The sequence below is a fragment of the Stratiformator vulcanicus genome, from assembly GCF_007744515.1.
Lineage (GTDB): Bacteria > Planctomycetota > Planctomycetia > Planctomycetales > Planctomycetaceae > Stratiformator > Stratiformator vulcanicus.
Genome location: NZ_CP036268.1, coordinates 4986615 through 5003321, shown reverse-complemented (window position 1 = coordinate 5003321; position 16707 = coordinate 4986615). Strand labels below are relative to the sequence as shown.

Annotated in this window: 19 protein-coding genes; all 19 read left to right on the top strand. The window is 63.2% G+C overall.

All coding sequences use genetic code 11. The features are described from left to right. Positions 1-20 precede the first annotated feature (20 nt). The 19 genes from Pan189_RS20130 (at position 21) to Pan189_RS20030 (ending at position 16704) form a co-directional block, all read left to right on the top strand. Complete coding sequence (locus Pan189_RS20130) at positions 21-257, top strand: hypothetical protein (RefSeq protein WP_145365874.1); 237 nt, start codon at positions 21-23, stop codon at positions 255-257. Then, positions 250-732: a hypothetical protein gene (locus tag Pan189_RS20125; RefSeq protein ID WP_145365873.1), complete on the top strand. Its 483-nt coding sequence runs from the start codon at positions 250-252 to the stop codon at positions 730-732. Before Pan189_RS20130 ends, Pan189_RS20125 begins: the two co-directional genes overlap by 8 nt. After that, positions 722-1624: a hypothetical protein gene (locus Pan189_RS20120; RefSeq protein WP_145365872.1), complete on the top strand. Its 903-nt coding sequence runs from the start codon at positions 722-724 to the stop codon at positions 1622-1624. Before Pan189_RS20125 ends, Pan189_RS20120 begins: the two co-directional genes overlap by 11 nt. Positions 1625-1654: 30 nt before the next feature. Continuing rightward, positions 1655-3028: a replicative DNA helicase gene (gene dnaB / locus Pan189_RS20115; protein ID WP_145365871.1), complete on the top strand. Its 1374-nt coding sequence runs from the start codon at positions 1655-1657 to the stop codon at positions 3026-3028. 91 nt (positions 3029-3119) lie between these two features. Next, positions 3120-4355 carry a DNA cytosine methyltransferase gene (locus Pan189_RS21550; protein WP_310820819.1) on the top strand — a complete coding sequence of 412 codons (1236 nt, stop codon included), beginning with the start codon at positions 3120-3122 and terminating at the stop codon, positions 4353-4355. A 338-nt stretch (positions 4356-4693) separates the two neighbouring features. Continuing rightward, positions 4694-5077 carry a putative endonuclease domain-containing protein gene (locus tag Pan189_RS20095; protein WP_145365870.1) on the top strand — a complete coding sequence of 128 codons (384 nt, stop codon included), beginning with the start codon at positions 4694-4696 and terminating at the stop codon, positions 5075-5077. Between the two features lie 41 nt (positions 5078-5118). After that, positions 5119-5361 (top strand): hypothetical protein, encoded by a 243-nt coding sequence (locus Pan189_RS20090; RefSeq protein ID WP_145365869.1) that lies wholly within the window; start codon positions 5119-5121, stop codon positions 5359-5361. Next, complete coding sequence (locus tag Pan189_RS21545) at positions 5358-6788, top strand: DNA-methyltransferase (protein WP_310820818.1); 1431 nt, start codon at positions 5358-5360, stop codon at positions 6786-6788. The genes Pan189_RS20090 and Pan189_RS21545 overlap by 4 nt, the downstream gene beginning before the upstream one ends. Then, positions 6781-7131 (top strand): PDDEXK family nuclease, encoded by a 351-nt coding sequence (locus Pan189_RS20075; RefSeq protein ID WP_145365868.1) that lies wholly within the window; start codon positions 6781-6783, stop codon positions 7129-7131. Before Pan189_RS21545 ends, Pan189_RS20075 begins: the two co-directional genes overlap by 8 nt. Continuing rightward, entirely contained in the window at positions 7131-8801 is a 1671-nt protein-coding gene (locus tag Pan189_RS20070) for a DEAD/DEAH box helicase (RefSeq protein ID WP_145365867.1), read from the top strand. The genes Pan189_RS20075 and Pan189_RS20070 overlap by 1 nt, the downstream gene beginning before the upstream one ends. Positions 8802-8926: 125 nt before the next feature. Further along, positions 8927-9583: an alpha/beta fold hydrolase gene (locus Pan189_RS20065; protein WP_145365866.1), complete on the top strand. Its 657-nt coding sequence runs from the start codon at positions 8927-8929 to the stop codon at positions 9581-9583. An 82-nt stretch (positions 9584-9665) separates the two neighbouring features. Further along, complete coding sequence (locus Pan189_RS20060) at positions 9666-10922, top strand: S1 family peptidase (RefSeq protein WP_310820817.1); 1257 nt, start codon at positions 9666-9668, stop codon at positions 10920-10922. Between the two features lie 160 nt (positions 10923-11082). Continuing rightward, positions 11083-11403: a hypothetical protein gene (locus Pan189_RS20055; RefSeq protein WP_145365864.1), complete on the top strand. Its 321-nt coding sequence runs from the start codon at positions 11083-11085 to the stop codon at positions 11401-11403. Positions 11404-11526: 123 nt separating this feature from the next. Then, positions 11527-12195, top strand: a complete 669-nt coding sequence (locus tag Pan189_RS20050) for a hypothetical protein (RefSeq protein ID WP_145365863.1) — start codon at positions 11527-11529, stop codon at positions 12193-12195. A gap of 9 nt (positions 12196-12204) precedes the next feature. Further along, positions 12205-12858 carry a hypothetical protein gene (locus Pan189_RS20045; protein WP_145365862.1) on the top strand — a complete coding sequence of 218 codons (654 nt, stop codon included), beginning with the start codon at positions 12205-12207 and terminating at the stop codon, positions 12856-12858. A 520-nt stretch (positions 12859-13378) separates the two neighbouring features. Next, on the top strand, positions 13379-14023 hold the full coding sequence (locus tag Pan189_RS20040) for a hypothetical protein (protein ID WP_145365861.1): 645 nt from the start codon (positions 13379-13381) through the stop codon (positions 14021-14023). Further along, the gene (locus Pan189_RS21540; RefSeq protein WP_310820816.1) at positions 14023-14181 is read left to right on the top strand and encodes a hypothetical protein; all 159 of its coding nucleotides are present in this window, start codon (positions 14023-14025) and stop codon (positions 14179-14181) included. Before Pan189_RS20040 ends, Pan189_RS21540 begins: the two co-directional genes overlap by 1 nt. 11 nt (positions 14182-14192) lie before the next feature. After that, a complete protein-coding gene (locus Pan189_RS20035; RefSeq protein ID WP_145365860.1) occupies positions 14193-14519 on the top strand; it encodes a hypothetical protein in 327 nt (108 codons plus the stop codon). A gap of 79 nt (positions 14520-14598) precedes the next feature. Continuing rightward, positions 14599-16704, top strand: coding sequence for a terminase gpA endonuclease subunit (locus Pan189_RS20030; protein ID WP_145365859.1), 2106 nt, complete (start codon positions 14599-14601; stop codon positions 16702-16704). Positions 16705-16707 lie beyond the last annotated feature (3 nt).

Here is a 16707-nt window from a genome sequence, read left to right as displayed (position 1 = left end):
AGCTTTTAAGGAATTGAGACATGACTGATTTCGGTTTTGAAGTGAACGGGCTTCGGAGACGGCAGCCTCACCGGGGGATGTCGCCGAGTGAGCTGGCCGAGTGCATCGAGTCGATGGGACAGGTCGCGGCCAATCATGCGAACGTTGATGATGACCAGTTGCCGACCGATCCCGAGATTCAGTTCCTCGACGATGCTGTGTTGATCGCCGAACAGGTCCGGCAGCTTCTCCCAACACAGGGAGGCACCGATGACTAAGAAACGCCGCAAGTCGACCGCGAAGCCGTCGACCAAGCTGCCGCAGGCCCAATGCAGCGTGACGCTGCCCTCGGGGGTGTGGGATTGGTTGACGAGTTTGATTTCGACGCACCTGAACTATCTCGGTCGATCGGATCGGCCGGCGGTGAAGTGGGAGGCGGAGCAGCAGGTGAAGCTGCTCGTTAAGGCGTCGGAGCGGATCGTTCAGTGTCCCGACGTGGATGGGCATCGCACCGTGACCGCCTCGACCGACGGCTTCGCCCTGCTCGTGAACTTCGCCCATGACATGAACCGGCGGTACGGCTGGGGCCGCGAGGTGGAACTGCAGTTCGCGAACGCCGTCTCCGACGCCCGTGTGCGGGCGGAGAACGCCGCACGACCGAAGCCGAAGCCCAGCCCGGAGATCGCCGAGCGAGCGGCCGAGGAGAGGGCGAGGATGGCAGCCGAGCAACGGGGGGCCTCTCATGGCGGTTGAGTGGATCATGATGCGGAAGGAACTGCCCGCCGACCCGGACGTGATCGCGATGTCGACCCGTCTGGATGTCGAGGAAGACCTGATCGTCGGCAAGCTCCATCGCTTCTGGTCGTGGGCCGATTCTCACAGTGAAACCGGTAACGCTCTGAGCGTTACACCAAAATGGATCGACCGGCACGTACACCTTGACGGCTTCGCCGATGCGATGATCGCGGTCGGATGGCTCGCCGCCGAAGGTGACGGGGCGGTGACCATTCCGAACTTCGAGCGATTTCTCGGAACCTCAAGCAAGAAAAGGGCTAAGAGCAATCGGCGGGTCGCCCAACACCGCGAAAAGAAACGCAACCGTAACGGGGCCGGAAACGGCGGTGTAACGGGCGGAGCGTTACCGGAAGCGTTACCAGATAAGAAAAGAGAATATAACCCCCCAAACCCCCCGGGGGGGGCTTCGGATTTGGGGAAGGAGGGGGGAGGCTCGGCTTCGCCTCGCCCTGGGTCGTCGTCGGCACCTTCGCCGCTGACGCCGGAGATCCTCGCCGATCCGCGGCGGCTCGACCGGTGGCTCGCCGAGGCTCCGGAGCGAGGCGGGCCGTGGCCACTTGCCGGCGAACGGTCGGATCACCGGCGACTGGCTCATGCCCTCGCTCTGCGGGTCACCGAGGCGAAATCGATCGCGGACCTGCCGCCGCCGCTCGACCGGAAGCTCCGCGACGATGAGCCGCCGCTCGACGCCGTGCGGTGGTTTCGCCTCGCCCTCCGCCGCGGGAGTTTCGCCAAGGTCACGACGAGCGAGATCGTCCGGCAGGCCCACGCGATCGTCGCCGAGATCGATGGGCAGGCTTTGCCTGCGGGTGAGAGTTTAGAGGCGAGAGGTGAGGGGCATCAGTCGTGAGCGAAACGAACAATCAAAACAGGATGAGTCATGCCGCCGCAGGCACAACGGGACGGAAGTCCCCCGGAGGATTTGGAGGCGGAGCGGTCGTTGATCGGGGGGGTGCTGCTGCAGGCGTCGAAGCTCGACGACATCGGGGAGTTCTTCCGGCCGGAGATGTTTCACCGGGAGCGGCACGCGTTCATCTACCGGGCGGCGTGGGCCCTGTACGAGCGAGGTCGGAAGGTCGACACGGTCACGGTGGCCGAGCAGTTGCAGCGCGACGGCAAGCTCGACGAGGCGGGCGGCCCCGCTTATCTGCTCGACTGCCTCGAAGCGGTGCCGCAGGCCGGTCACGCGGTGCATTACGCTCAGATCGTGCGGGACTGTGCCCTGCGGCGGGCGGTGCTATACGCGGGGCTGACGATGGCCCAAACGGCTCACGACCGGACCCGCGATGTCTCAGAGGTCGTTGCATCCGCCTGGGATGCGTTGTCGCAGACTTCGGACGATGTTCACGACGATGGGGCCGTGTCGCTCGACGTGGCGGTCAGAACGGCGTGGGAAGCCTTCGAGACGGGGCAGGAGCCGGGGCTCAAGACCGGGTTCTTCGACCTCGACGGACTGACGCACGGGTTGCGGCCGGGTCAGATCGTGGTGCTGGCCGCCCGGCCTTCGATGGGCAAGACGGCTCTGGCGGGGAATATCGCGCTCAACGTGGCCGAGGCGGGGGACGGCGTGTTGCTGTTCAGTCTCGAGCAATCGAAGGAGGAGATCGCGGTGCGGATGCTGTCGAGTCTGGCGGCGATCGATTCGCATCGGATCAAGGAACCCGGAACCCTGCTCGAACACGAACGGGAGCGGATCCTGCAACGCAACGCCCAGGTGCAGAACCTGCCGCTGGTGATCGACGATCGACCGGCGGCGACGACGGGGCGGATGGGGGCGATCGTCCGGCGGTACCGGCGGCGAAGACTGGGCCCCACCGGCGACGGTGTCAAGCTCGTGATCGTCGACTACCTGCAGCTCATCGAGCCGGAGGATCGGCGGGTGCCGCGCGAGCAGCAGGTCTCGACGATCAGCCGCCAGCTCAAGGCGATCGCGAGAACGGCCGAGGTGCCGATCATCGTGCTGGCTCAGCTCAACCGGCAAAGCGAGATGCGAGAGAACAAGCGGCCGCGGCTCTCCGATCTGCGGGAGTCGGGAGCGATCGAGCAGGACGCCGACATCGTGATGCTGCTGCATCGCCCATCGTTCTTCGACAAGGGCGACCGACCGGGCGAAGCGGACTTAATTATCGCCAAGCAGCGCGACGGGGCGACCGGCACGGTGCCGCTGACATGGGCGGAGAATCGCACGCAGTTCCTGGACGCCTCCCGAGCCGAAGAACCGGCGGGCTACACCGAGACCGACCTCGGCTTCTAACCCACTTCGTGGGCCGGCGCCTGCGGCAGCAGCAATCGGGAAGCCGGAGTCATGCCGCCGCAGGCACAAACCCACGAAGTGGGGGTGGGATATGAGATTTGGCAGCCTGTGTACGGGGGCCGGGGGGTTTGATCTCGGTCTGGAAGCGGCGGGGATGGTGCCGGTGTTTCAGTGTGAACAGGACGCGGCGTGCAACCGGGTGTTGAAGCACCGCTGGTCTGACGTGAAGCGAACCGAGGACGTGAATGACGATGCTACAGAAGACGCTCTTCGACGATCCGGACCCGACCTCGTGTGCTTCGGATTCCCCTGCCAGGACCTCAGCGTGGCTGGACGCCGTGAGGGATTGGCGGGCGAGCGAAGCTCCCTGTTCTTCCGCTGCTCAGGTCTCGCTCATGCGAGCGGTGCCCGTTGGGTTCTCATCGAGAACGTCCCTGGCCTTCTGTCATCAAACAAGCGACGGGATATGGGAATCGTCCTCGGGACGCTGGGGGACCTCGGGTATCGGTGGGCCTACCGGATGCTTGACGCTCAATACGACGGAGTGGCACAGCGACGCCGCCGTGTCTTCATTGTCGGACGCCTTGGAAACGGACCCGATCCCGCCGAAATACTTTTTGAGTCCGAAAGCGTGTCGTGGGATCCTCCGTCGAGCCGAGAAGCGGGGGCGGGAGTTAGCGCCCTCACTTCGAACGGCGTTGGAACGTGTGGCCCAGATGACAATCAAGGACAGGCCGGACACCTCATCGCCTATCAATGCCACGGCTCGAACGTCGGGCCGGCCGGCACATTAAGACAGGCCAACGGTTCGGGTGGCGTTCCCTTTCTGTCTCACCCGATCACGGCACGGCCGTACGCGGACAATGCGGCTCAGGAGGATCGGCTCATCCCCGAGACCGCGTGGTGCCTGCAGGAACGGGATGCGAAGGGACCGGACAGCGACACGAAGGAAGGGCACTTAATTCCGGTTTCGTATCGGACCTCCGGCAATTGCGGCGTCACGGAGCAGGGCGACCGGACGGCAGCCCTCAATTGCAGTACCGATCCGACTCAAAATGTGTTGCAGACCACGTTCGGCGTTCGGCGACTCACCCCAAAGGAATGCGAGCGGCTTCAGGGCTGGCCGGACGACTGGACCAGATGGGGGGCCGGAGACGACGGCGAGAGGGTCGAGATCAGCGACACGGCCCGCTACCGCATGTGCGGCAACGGTGTCGCCGCCCCCGTGGCGGCATGGATTGCCAGGCGAATCTTAAGAGCCGAGCAGCAATTTAATTCCACCGATGAGAGAGGCGAGAGTCCAGGGGCTAGAGCCGAGAGGTCTTAATCGAAAATCTTAATAGGGAGATAGAGAGCAATGAAAAACGGCATTTTACAGGACTGGGTGTGCAGACTCGGGCTGCGGTATCAGGGCGTACTGCTGACCGTCGTTCGAGGATGCGATACGCTTCCGAAAGATTGCGACCTTAAGACGCTGTCGCGGTTCCTGCGGTATCTCATCCTCCGTCCGCATTGTGGTGACCCGAGAAAATCGTCGAGTTTCATCCAGTTCTGCTTGATTCGAGACTTAACGTCAACGAAGAGATCTTCGCCGCGCAGCAGTGACCCGGCCTAATCATCACTCAGCGACCTCTAGCCTCTAACCCCTCGACTCTAGCCACTTTCATGTCCGAACTTGAAGCACAATTTGAGGCACTCTTAAACCGGGCGGAGGTGCTGGGGGTGGAGGGGATTCCGGACTATGTGCGGGAGTTCGCGTTCGATACGGATCGCAAGTGGCGTTTCGACTTCGCGTGGCCGTGGCCGCGCATGAAAGTCGCGGTCGAATTGGAGGGCGGGATTCTGAGTGACGGTCCGAGCGGGCATCGCTCGAAGGGCGGGGTCTTAAGAGACATCGAGAAATATAACCGGGCGGCGGAACTCGGCTGGCGGGTGCTGCGGTACAGCATCGTCGACGTGAGGGACAGGCCGCTGCAGACGCTCGAACAGATCGAGCGGGTGATCGGGGAGCGAACACCGCGACGCGGGCTCGCGGGGGCGGATGTTTGATGGGGCGAGTGTCTAGTGGCCAGAGACGAGAGGGGTTTGCGATGGATGCTTACGGGCGGTTGGGCGACCTGGTCGAGGATATCGGGCCGGCGTTCTTTGACGATGGGCAGCGATTAAAACTTTGGGAGGTGACCTTAAAAGAGACCGGCGAGAAGCGGTACGTCGCCGCCGAGTTCGGGAACGCCGCGATCGATGCGGTCGCGTCGGCTCGACGGTTGAGCAACCTGGAACACCTCGAAGCCTTCCGGGCGATGCCGGCGGTCACGGAAGGGGGTGATGAGTGAGCATTGATTTCAATCACTCCGGCCGCAACTGGGGGATCCTCGTCGGAGACGTGCTCGATCGGCTATCGGACCTGCCGGACCGATCGGTGCAGTGCGTCGCGACTTCCCCGCCGTATTGGGGCTTGCGCGATTATCAGCACGAAGGGCAGATCGGGCTTGAGGCGTCACCGGTTGAGTTCATCAGCCGGATGGTCGAGGTCTTTGATGAGGTCGGGCGGGTATTAAGAGACGACGGGACGCTGTGGCTGAATCTCGGCGATACCTATGTCAGCAAGCCGAAGGGGTCGATGAACGGCCAGGACAAGAGTGGGCTGACGTCGACGCGAACGCAAGAGCATTCTCCGTCCGGAATCAATAAGCGAGTCCGGAGCGGCCACGCGGGCAAACACGCCTACGTCGCGGACTACCCGGTCGACGGGCCGAATCGGAATAAGTCGGCGAATCGCAGAGACGGTGCGGACGTATCCCCGTTGTCGCACGCCCACAAGGGGGTCGAGAGTCTTAAAGAGAAAAACCTCGTCGGCATCCCGTGGCGTGTCGCACTCGCGTTGCAAGACGCCGGTTGGTATCTGCGGCAGGATATTATCTGGGCGAAGAAATCGCCGATGCCGGAGAGTGTGCGCGACCGCTGCAGCAAAGCCCACGAGTATATTTTCCTGCTCACGAAGTCCCCAAATTATTTCTATGACTCGGTCGCGGTACGTGAGGCGGCAACGGGTGGCGTGAAAGCCAACGCGTCCTTCATTGCGTCGGTCTATAACGCGACTCGCGATGATCTGCCGACTGACCGAAACAAGCGGGGCGTCTGGTCGGCCGATTACGGCATCGACGACGCCGAAGCACTTTGGGAGTTCCTGAACGCCGACGTCGGCGGTGGTGACCTATGGACGTTCTCCACCGAACCCTTCGGCGAGGCTCATTTCGCGACGTTCCCCTCGGCGGTCCCCCGCACCTGCATTAAGGCCGGCACCTCGGCGGTCGGAGCGTGCCCGACATGCGGGGCACCTTGGGAGAGGATCGTGGAGCGAAACCGCGAGGCGACACGACCGGGCACGAACAGCAAGGTCAACCGGGCGAGCAATGATGAGGCTTCGCCGTATGAGCAACAGAACGGATCGATCGTCGGCAACCGTGATCCAAACCGGCACCAAACGACGTTCCGCACCATCGGTTGGCAACCGACCTGCGATCACGAACACACCCGCGACGAGCTGGTGCCGTGCGTCGTGCTCGATCCGTTTGTCGGCAGCGGGACAACGGTCCGGGCGGCGATCGATCTCGGGCGGATCGGTTGGGGAATCGAGCTGAACCCGGAGTACGCCGAGCTGGCGGAACGTCGCATCTTAAGACCGGCGAAGTCGAAGACACCGCCGAAGCCGACACCGGGCAAATCTCACTCTTCGAAGATGAGGTGTCGGCGTGAGTGATGTTGATTGGTTGGCTGATGAGATCAGGCGGCATCGGGTTCGGTTCGGGACCGAGCGGGAAATGCAGGATGACATCGAGCGACTGCTGCGGTCGCTGCTGATCACCTTCGAGCGGGAGTCGGAGACCGGCGTGGGGCCGATCGACTTTCGGGTGGGGCGAATCGGGATCGAGTGCAAGGTCGCGGGAGGTCCGGCGGCGGTGTTGCGGCAACTGATGCGGTACGCCGACGTGACCGACCTCGGTGCGATCGTGCTGGTGACGAGCCGACACACGCATCGCTTCACGATGCAGCAGCTGCGGGGCAAACCGTTTCGAGTGGTCTGGGTGGCAGGGGTGTTTTAATGCAGGCGGCAAAGACATACGGGCGGCTCTGGAAGGAGGAAGGCCGCTGGCTCATTGAGTGCGAGCCGCACGTGAAGCTGTGGGTCAAGCGGATATTCCGCTCGATCCCCACCGCGGCGGCCGGGGTCGTCTCCCTGCCCGACACGCCGGAAGTCGGTCGGAATCTCGAATGGTTCTGCGATCGCTTTCCGCTCTCGATCGAGGGTCGGGAGGATCTCACCGCCCAGTCGCGCCGGCACCGGGACAAGCTGCTGCGTCTGCGGCAGATCACGGGGTCGGACTATCGACCGGAGCCGGTGCCGATGGCTCTGCCGCCGCGGCACTATCAGGCGGTCGCGGCCGATCTGTGGGCGGCGACTTCGCGGCTGCTGCTCGCCGATGACCTCGGACTCGGCAAGACGGTCACCACGATCGCGGGATTGATCCGCACCGACTGCCGACCGGCGATCGTCGTCTGCCCGGCTCATCTGCCGCGGCAGTGGGAGGCGGAGATCAATAAATTCGCCCCCGATCTGTCGACGCACATTCTTAAGAAATCGACGCCGTACGAGCTGCCGGCGTTCTTCGGCCGCGGTCCCGACGTGCTGATCAGCTCCTATCACAAGCTGGCCGGTTGGGCCGATGTGCTGCGGACCTACTGCCGTGCGATCGTGTTCGATGAGTGCCAGGAATTAAGACACGCGGGTTCGCAGAAGTTTATGGCGTCGACCGAGATTGCCGATCAGTGCGAATACGTCATCGGACTCAGCGCGACGCCGATCTATAACTACGGCTCGGAAATCTGGAACATCTTTCGGGTCTTAAAGCCGGACGCCCTCGGCCGACGTGACGAATTCATCCGCGAATGGTGCTCCGTCTGGACGAACAAAGAGCGGATCAAGGAGGCGGAGGCGTTCGGGTGCTGGCTCAAGGATAATCACCTGATGCTGCGACGGACCCGCCGGGATGTCGACCGAGAACTGCCCGACCTGACGCGGGTGACGCAATTCGTCGACTGCGATGAGAAGGCCCTCAGCCGGATCGAGGATGCGGCCGGAGAGCTGGCCCGGATCATCCTCAGCGAGGAGAAACTCACCGGCAGCTCCCGGATGGAAGCTGCTTCGGAGTTCTCGATGATCCTGCGGCAGGCCACCGGGATCGCCAAGGCTCCCTTCGTGGCGGCGTTCGTGCGGATGTTGATCGAAAGCGGGGAGCCGGTCGTGCTGTTCGGCTGGCACCGGGCGGTTTATGACCTTTGGCAGTCGAAGCTCGGCGAGTTTCACCCGGCGTTCTATACGGGCGAGGAATCGACCGCGGCCAAGCAGCGGGCGAAAGACAGCTTCGTCGCCGGCGAGACCGATCTGCTGATTATCAGCTTGCGAAGCGGGGCGGGTCTGGACGGCCTGCAGAACCGCGGTCGCACGTTGGTGTTCGGGGAGCTCGATTGGTCACCCGGCGTGCATGAGCAATGCACCGGGCGGATTCACCGTGACGGGCAGTCCGATCCGGTGACGGCTTACTACATGCTTTCCGAAGGGGGGCTCGACCCCTTAATGGCCGAGACGCTCGGGTTGAAGCGGCAACAGGTCGACGGCATCCGGGCGGATGGCGATACGAAGCTGGTCGAACGGGTCGATTCCGGGGAAGCGATTAAGAAGCTGGCTCGGAGGTATCTGAAAAGCTCCGGATGAGCAGCCCCTCACCTCTCACCCCTAACCTCTCAACCGGCGGGCACAGCCCGCCCTGCGCGGCCGCAGACCCACGCAGTGGGCGGCATACCTCCGGGTGAAATCTTCACTCGGGTGAGAATCGATCGGTGTCGGATCAATCAGCGACTGTCGAGCAAGTGCTGCCGCAGGCACCCTCACCCAAGCGGGTGTCGACGCATGTGGTTTGCATTACGGGGTTCCTGCAGCGGCATGGGTCGCCTTATTCGGGGATCTTCGGGATTTGGCGGAAGCTGCTCGGGCATGCTGACGCGGTCCGATTCCTGCCGCACCTGATGTTCTGGAACTCGCGGTTTCGGGATGTCGCCGACACGATCTTGACGTTTCGCAACGGCTGCGATCTGCGGGTGGTCATCATCGGCTATTCGTGGGGGGCCGGGTACGGGGCGATGAAGCTCGCCGAGCAGCTTCGCCGACGCGGCGTGACCGTCGATGCGATGGTGCTGTGCGATCCGGTCTATCGCTCGCGGTTGTTCGCCACGCGGTGGCTGGCCCTCGTGGGGGAGCTGCCGATTTCAGGGTGGAGACCCCGGATCAGGGTGCCCGACAACGTCAGCCGCGTCATGTATTGGCGTCAAACGATGGCGATGCCACGGGGGCATCAGCTCGTCGCGGCCGACCCGGAAGTGACCAAGATCGACGATCGCGGCCTGCTCGATGCCGATCATGTCAACGTCGACAACCATCCGACCTTCGTCAACGCGGCGGTCGAGGTGGCTCTGGAATATCGGCCTCCGCCGGAGTGACTGAAGAGGCCAGAGGCCAGGGGTGAGAGGCCAGTGGGGTGATAGCTCAAAGGGTGAGGTGAAAGTCATGGGAAATCAGTTCATGCGAGTTCCGGGTCCGAGTGTGTTGCCATGGTTGATCGCGATCGCAATCGGCCTCGCCATCACCCTCTGTTGGCTCGCCACCGCCAACGCTGCCGCAGGCCCAAAACACGACCGTGTCGTGTGTGTCGCCCATCCGGTGGAGGCGAAGGCGTTGTCGGCGGGGTGCATCGTGGACGTGTTCGGGCGGAAGATTTGCCCGTTAGGGAGCGTGCAGGTTGGGAGCTCGGTCCTCGTGGCTCGCGATGGCAACCGGTATTGGGGCCTCACGAACAAGCATGTCGTGACCTTCGATTCGCAAGCTGCTCGGCCGGCGTCGCTGTCGATCGATCTGCGGCCGTTCGGTGGTAATGCCAAGACGCGGGCGGCCTTGGGGGCCGTGTCGACGAAGTATGACCTCGCGGTCTTCACGTTCGAGTCGAATCTCGATTTACCGGTGGCGGTGTTCGCCCGCGGTGAGCCGCCGGACGGGTCCGAGGTGACGCTGCAGACCTACACGGGGGGCGAGACCTTCTTCGAGCGATCGAGCCGTTACCGGCATGATGTTGACCTGGGTAACACGGACGGATCGGCGGTGCGGTCCGACCTGCAGGATACGGCCTACCTCGACGCCAACGTGCGTCCCGGTGATTCGGGGGGCGCGGTGCTTTACAACGGCGAACTCGTCGGGCTGGTTTACGCCCTCGACGTGAAATACCCGTTCGGCCTGTGTACCGATTACGCCTCGACCCGCGAATTCATGCGCGAAATAGGCTGGGTGCCGACCCCGGCACAGGGGGTGCCTCCGGCCCCACACGGTGGGACTGTGCCTCCGGCGGGTTCTGGCGTGGTGAATACGCAAGCGGGGACCAATGTTCCGCCTCCGGTGCCGAGTGGTGTTGAGGCACCGCCCGCGGGGAGCGGGGGGTATGTGCAAGCGGTCGTCGGCTTCGGCGTGCATTGGTTGATTACGACCGGTCTGGCGGCGCTCGGGTTGGGGACCGGCATCGGGGGTTGGATCGGATGGCTCGTCGAGCGGCGGGTGAAACGTCGCATCTTAAAGCGGCTCGGGTTTGACCCGAATCTCGATATCGATGACGTCTCGCCCTACGGCTATCAACCCCCACCCGCCCACGCCTTCCCGGCGGCGACCCCGCCGCATGGGGTGCCTCCGGCAGGTGGGGGGGCGACGGCTTCGCGGTCGCCTTATGAAGGAGGGCCGCCTTATCAGCCGCCGCAGGTACATCCCCACGAAGTGGGTGGGCGGCCGCGGGTTTAATTCTCAGTCTTAATTTTGATCACAATGAGGTCTTAAAATGGCAACCGATACGGATCGACCGGCAACGCAACCGGCCAAAGTCAGCTTCCCCCCGCACAGTGGGACTGGGCCTCCGGCCCCACACAGTGGGACTGTGCCTCCGGCCCCACACAGTGGGACTGTGCCTCCGGCAGGTGGGGGGGCGACGGCTTCGCGGTCGCCGGTGGGGGCGGAGCCTGGTGCGGTTGGAGAAGCCGCGGCCCCTCACACCGACCCGCTGCCGCAGGCCCAAAACCCCGTGACGGGGTATCCGGGGGCGGGGGAGTTTGAGCGGTTGCGGCGGGCGGCTCCGGCGATTGAGCGGATTTATAATCGGTTGGCTCAGTATCGGATGCTCGACGGAGAGATCGAGAAGCGGGAGGCCCAGTTGCGTCAGCTTCAAGACGAACACGCCGGGCTTGCTCAGGAAATGCTCGCCGATCTGGATGAAATCGGCCTGTAAGGGCCAGTTGACAACCCTGTGAGAAGGGGCGGGGCGAGTGCCGGTCTTAGGAGCCGGAACGCCCCGCCCCGCTGGGTCTTAATAAATCACCTCGCTGATCACCTTTAACCCACCGCTTCAATCATGCTGACCTTTGCCGACATTGAAACGAGTCTTGACGCCGAGACGCTGGGGCGTCTGACCGAGACCTTGGAACAGATCGCGACGTTCGATCAGCCGGTGCCGGCGATGTCGGGGGATGAGACGCTCGATGACATGCGGCCGGTGGCTGAGGGGATGCTGTCGGCCGAGGCGATCGACTTCGGTGACCCGTGGACTGAGCCGCTGGTGTTGGCCTGGGGGGCGATGGGGGAGCTGCCGTTGACCTCGGAGGATGCGGCGGAGTTGTTGGTGCTGAGCGGAGCGGGCTTGGGGGAGGCGGGGGTTGATGCGGTTGCCCCTGTTGCTGAGCCGCCTGTTGTGGAGCCACCAGCGGTAGAGGGTGAGGTGCCGAACCCGGAGCCGACCGCGAAGCCGTCGGCCACGCTGCCGCAGGCACAGAACCAAGAAGTGGTGTCACAGGCACAGGCACCACTGAGCGGTGGGTCGCCTCCTAACGTGGGGGTGATTGCGTTGCGGTTTGATGGGAGTGAGCGGTCGCAGCGGGTGGTGCGTGACTTTGTGCGGCTGCATGGTCAGTTCGTGACCGAGGTGGTGTTCGCCGAAGCGGGTGGTGATCGGCGGGTCTGGTCGCGGTACGGCGAGGTGAGACCAGCCTTGGGGGCTTTGCTCGACGCGGACCACGAAGAGTAGGTAGGTCTGATGGCTGCGAAGAAAATCAGCGAACTGACGGCGGCGTCGGCGTTGGCGTTGGTCGATGAGATCGCGGTGCAACGCGACGGGGAGACGACCGCGACGCGGGCGAGCCTCGCACAGGTTGCGGGGCTGATCACGCCGCCGCTGGTGGTGAACCTGCCCGCTGCGGCGTGGAGTGCCAACCCGGGGGACGATCCCGAGTGGGGGTCCGTTCTGAGTGCAGGGGGATGCCTGAATGAAGGTTGGCTGCTGGACGATACACTTGAGGAGATGCTGCACGCCCCGAACGCCTTTTACGTCAATAGTGATGTCGACCTGAGCGGCACGATTACCGGCTACATTATTCATCGGCAGACCAACACGACCGGAGATTACAAAGTCGCGTATACTCTCGGCTATCGCAAACTAGGAGACGGCGACTCCAATGACGCGGGATCCGTCGACATCGAGATCGGCGACTTCGACCTGCCGTCATTAGGGGCCAGTTTTCCGATGTCGGTCGATACGTTTGTCATCCCGATCGGCGACGGTGCGGGAGAGATGGATTTGGAGCTAGGGGATTTCTTTGATCTATCGCTTGTTAAAACCGACCCGGAGGACAGTGCGTTCGTGAACGATCTGCTCTTCGCCGGAATGGTCCTGTTTGTACCGAGGGCGTGACGATGAGTAGCGCGACCGCGTCGCATTATGCCATCCAGCGGGGAAGCACATTTTACAATGGGCTGTTTTACCTCGGAGGCCGAGACTCAGACAGCAATGCAGTCTGGTACGGCATCACCAGATTTGTGCTTGGGGAGACGATCCCGTCAGGAGCCATAGTCGAATCGGCAGTGTGCACTATCAGTTCGATCGTCGGAGCGGGAGCGAATCGTACGACACGCAGTCGGATGGAGTTGTCAGGTAATTCTGCTGTACCCGCCACTAATTTTAAGAATCGCAGCCAGACTACGTCTTACACAGATGAAGCGGTGGTGGCGTCTACAGAATCATGGAATGTAACCTCTCAGTTACAAGAGATTGTGGATGCGGGTGATGCGTCGATAGTCAGTGTGATTCAAGACGGATCAATGGCCTCGTCGTTTCAAGAGTGGAGAGTCAGTCCGCTGAATGGCTCTAAATTTACGCTGACCTTTAGCTATTCAATTCCTCGCAGGGCGAACAGACGCAGGGAGATACAATAATGGCAGTGGCGTGGCTCAAATCGGATTTAACTGTCGAGCGGGTCGGCGAGACTCGTCAATTCGAAGACGACGATTCCGTAATTGTCGTTACCCATGACATGTCCGAGGTTGAGAGGATTCGGAGCATCGAGCCGAGATACCGAAAGCTGTCTGTGGACGGGACGACGATCGTTGAGATGACCGCCGACGAAAAGGCAGCGGTTGATGCGGCGGCATCGGAAGCTGCTCAGGCAGCCGCATTGGAGGCGGCGAGGGCGGGACAGATAGCGGAACTAGATCAGGCCTACGCGGCGGCTCAGCAGGCCGGGATTGATGTCGGCGGTGGGCGGCGACTCAAGGCCGAGATGTTGTCGGCGCTCGCGTATCGCGGGCAACTCGACAATCTGCGAGACGCGATCCGGCTCGGACGGACGAACCCGGCGACGGGGGCGGCGTGGTCAGCGGACGATGAGGTCACGGCGACCGGGGCGGACGATTCGACCGTAGTGTTCACCAGTCTGGCCGACTACGAGGGGGCGATTGTCGACGGCGGGATCGCGCTCGCGGCGATGACGCACGCGTATCGCGAGACGGCCGCAGCGATTCAGGCGGCGGAATATCTTGCGTCGGTTAATGCCATCGTGATTAACCTCGGGGGTGACTGATGGACGAGGCGGACGTGATCGCCTGGGGCGACGGAGAGGATGACGTCCTGATGTGGGGGGACGGCGACGGGGATGAGTTGCTGTGGGGGGAGGATGCGGAGGGCGGCGGTGAGCCGCCGCAACGGAAACCGGTCGTGGGTATGCTCACACCATTGTAGGGGGCGTGAACGTGGGAAGTGGGATTGAGCGGAACCCGATGGTCGAAGCGGTCGAGGTGACCGACTCGCTGGCGACGACCGGGGCCATTGATCTGCGGGAGCGGGCGTTTGGCGCTGTGGCTGTGCTCGCGGGATCGAGCCTGACGTCGCTGACGTGGCATGGGTCGATGAGCGATGGCGGGGTGTACGTGCCGTGCCACGACGATGGCGGGTCCGCCGTCACGCAGGTGGTCGCGGCGGGAGAGGGGTACCAGTTGCCGCAGGCGCTGGCCGGGTGGCCGTGGCTCATGGCAGTGGGCGACGCCGTTGGGCAGATCGAGGTATGCCTGAAGGCGTAAGGTACTTTTTCGCGGTCCGATTCCCTATTACATCGGGAACAGTCGCGAATAGAGACACACTTGCTTGCAGGCCGGAGGGATGAGCAGTGAGATCGACGATTCACCGCAAATCCTGAAATACTCTGAACGTAAGGAACGGGAGCGGAAGCGGCAGGCCGACCAGTCCGCCAAGGGCCGCGACATCGGCCCCATCCCGGAGGTCGTCGACCCCGGACGCCGAGCCGCCTGTCGGCTGAACCTGCAGCTCTACCTCGAAACCTATCACGCCCCGGCATTCCCGCTGGCGTGGTCCGAGGATCACATCGACTTCATCGCCAAGACGCAGGTGGCGATTCTCGACGGAACGCTCAAAGCCCAGGCGATGCCGCGCGGTTCCGGCAAAACGACGATCTTCGTGCTCGCGATCTTGTGGGCCGTGCTATACGGCCACTGCCCGCTCGCCGTCCTGATCGCGGCCGAAGACGGTGCCGCCGGCAAGAACCTCGAAATGGTGCAGAGCGAGCTCGAAGTCAACGAGCTGCTGTTCGAGGACTTCCCCGAGGTCTGCTACCCGATCGCCTGTCTCGAACGCATCAACAATCGGACCCGCGGGCAAACCTGCTGCGGGCAACCGACGCGGATGCGAATCACGCAGGATCGATTGGTCTTCCCGACGATCGAGGGCAGTGTGTCGAGCGGCTACGCGATCGTCTCGGCCGGGCTGACGGGCGGTCGCATCCGCGGCGTCAAGCACACGCTCCCTGATGGCCGGATCGTCCGGCCCAAAGTGGTGCTGGTCGATGACCCACAGACCCGCAAGTCGGCCGCGTCGGCGAGCGAAAGCCGGACGCGAGAACGGATCCTCAACGGCGACGTCCGCGGCATGGCGGGTCCGGGCGAGTCGATCAGCATTCTGATGGCCGTCACGGTCATCTACCGCGGCGACATGGCCGACCGGATGCTCAACCGCACGATCAATCCGATCTGGCGCGGCGAGCGGAAGCGGATGCTCAAAAGCCTGCCGTCAAAGGAAGCTCTCGAGTTGTGGGAGCGGTACTGGCAAATCCGAGCCGATGACCTCCGCAATGATGGCGACGGATCGGTAGCGACGGAGTTCTACCGGCAGCATCGGGCGGCGATGGATGACGGGGCCGAGGCGAGTTGGGAGGACCGCAAGCAGGAGGAAGACCTTTCGGCCATCCAGCACGCGATGAACCTCTACCTCGCGAACAAGGAGTCATTCTTCGCGGAATACCAGAACGACCCGCTCGACGATTCGCAGGACGGCGATGAATTCCTGTCGGCTGAGGAAATCCGGCAGCGATTGTCGAAAGTTGATCGCGGCGTGGTCCCGCTCGAAACGGACTACCTGACCTGTCACATCGACGTGCATGACCGGCTGCTCTATTACGCGGTCGGCGGTTGGTCGAAATCGTTCCGCGGCTTCGTTGTTGACTACGGCACCTGGCCCGAGCAGACGCTCCCGTATTTCAGTCTGCGTGACTGTTGGTTTCCGCTGGGCGAAAAATACCCCAAGGCGACAACCGAGGGGGCCATCAAGAAGGGCCTCGAAGAGCTGATCGACTACCTCTGCGGCCGGGACTGGTCTCGAGAAACCGGCGACCTCGCCGAGCACATGAGCCTCGCTCTGATCGACGAGGGCTACGAATCGAAATTGGTGCATCGCGTGATCCGGCGGTCGAAGCACAAGCGCATCCTGCGGGCGGCGAAAGGTTGGGCCGTCAAAGCCGCCAACGTGCCGATGACCGAGTGGAAGGAACGCGACACCGCCGAGCGAGTGGGCCACCACTGGCGATACGGGATCGACGAAAAGGCCGGCGTGCGTCGAGTCCTATTCGATCCGAACGTCTGGAAGTCGTTCGTGCATAAGCGACTGGCGGCGGCCGAGGGAGACGCGGCGAGCCTGACCCTGTTCGGCTCCGAGGGTCGACGCCACGAGCTGATCGCCGATCACCTCACCGCCGAGTTCCGCACAATCACGGAGGGCCGTGGGAGGCGGGTCGATGAGTGGCGGGTGAGGCCGGGGGCTCCGGACAACCACTTCCTCGACAACCTCGTCGGTTCGGCCGTCGCGGCCAGCGTCATCGGGTGCGTGCTCCCTGACATATTGCCCACCGGCAGAGGGCAGAAAAAACAGGGACGACGCAAGGGCCGCCGACGCCGCGGCATCACCTACTCGGAGTAACAC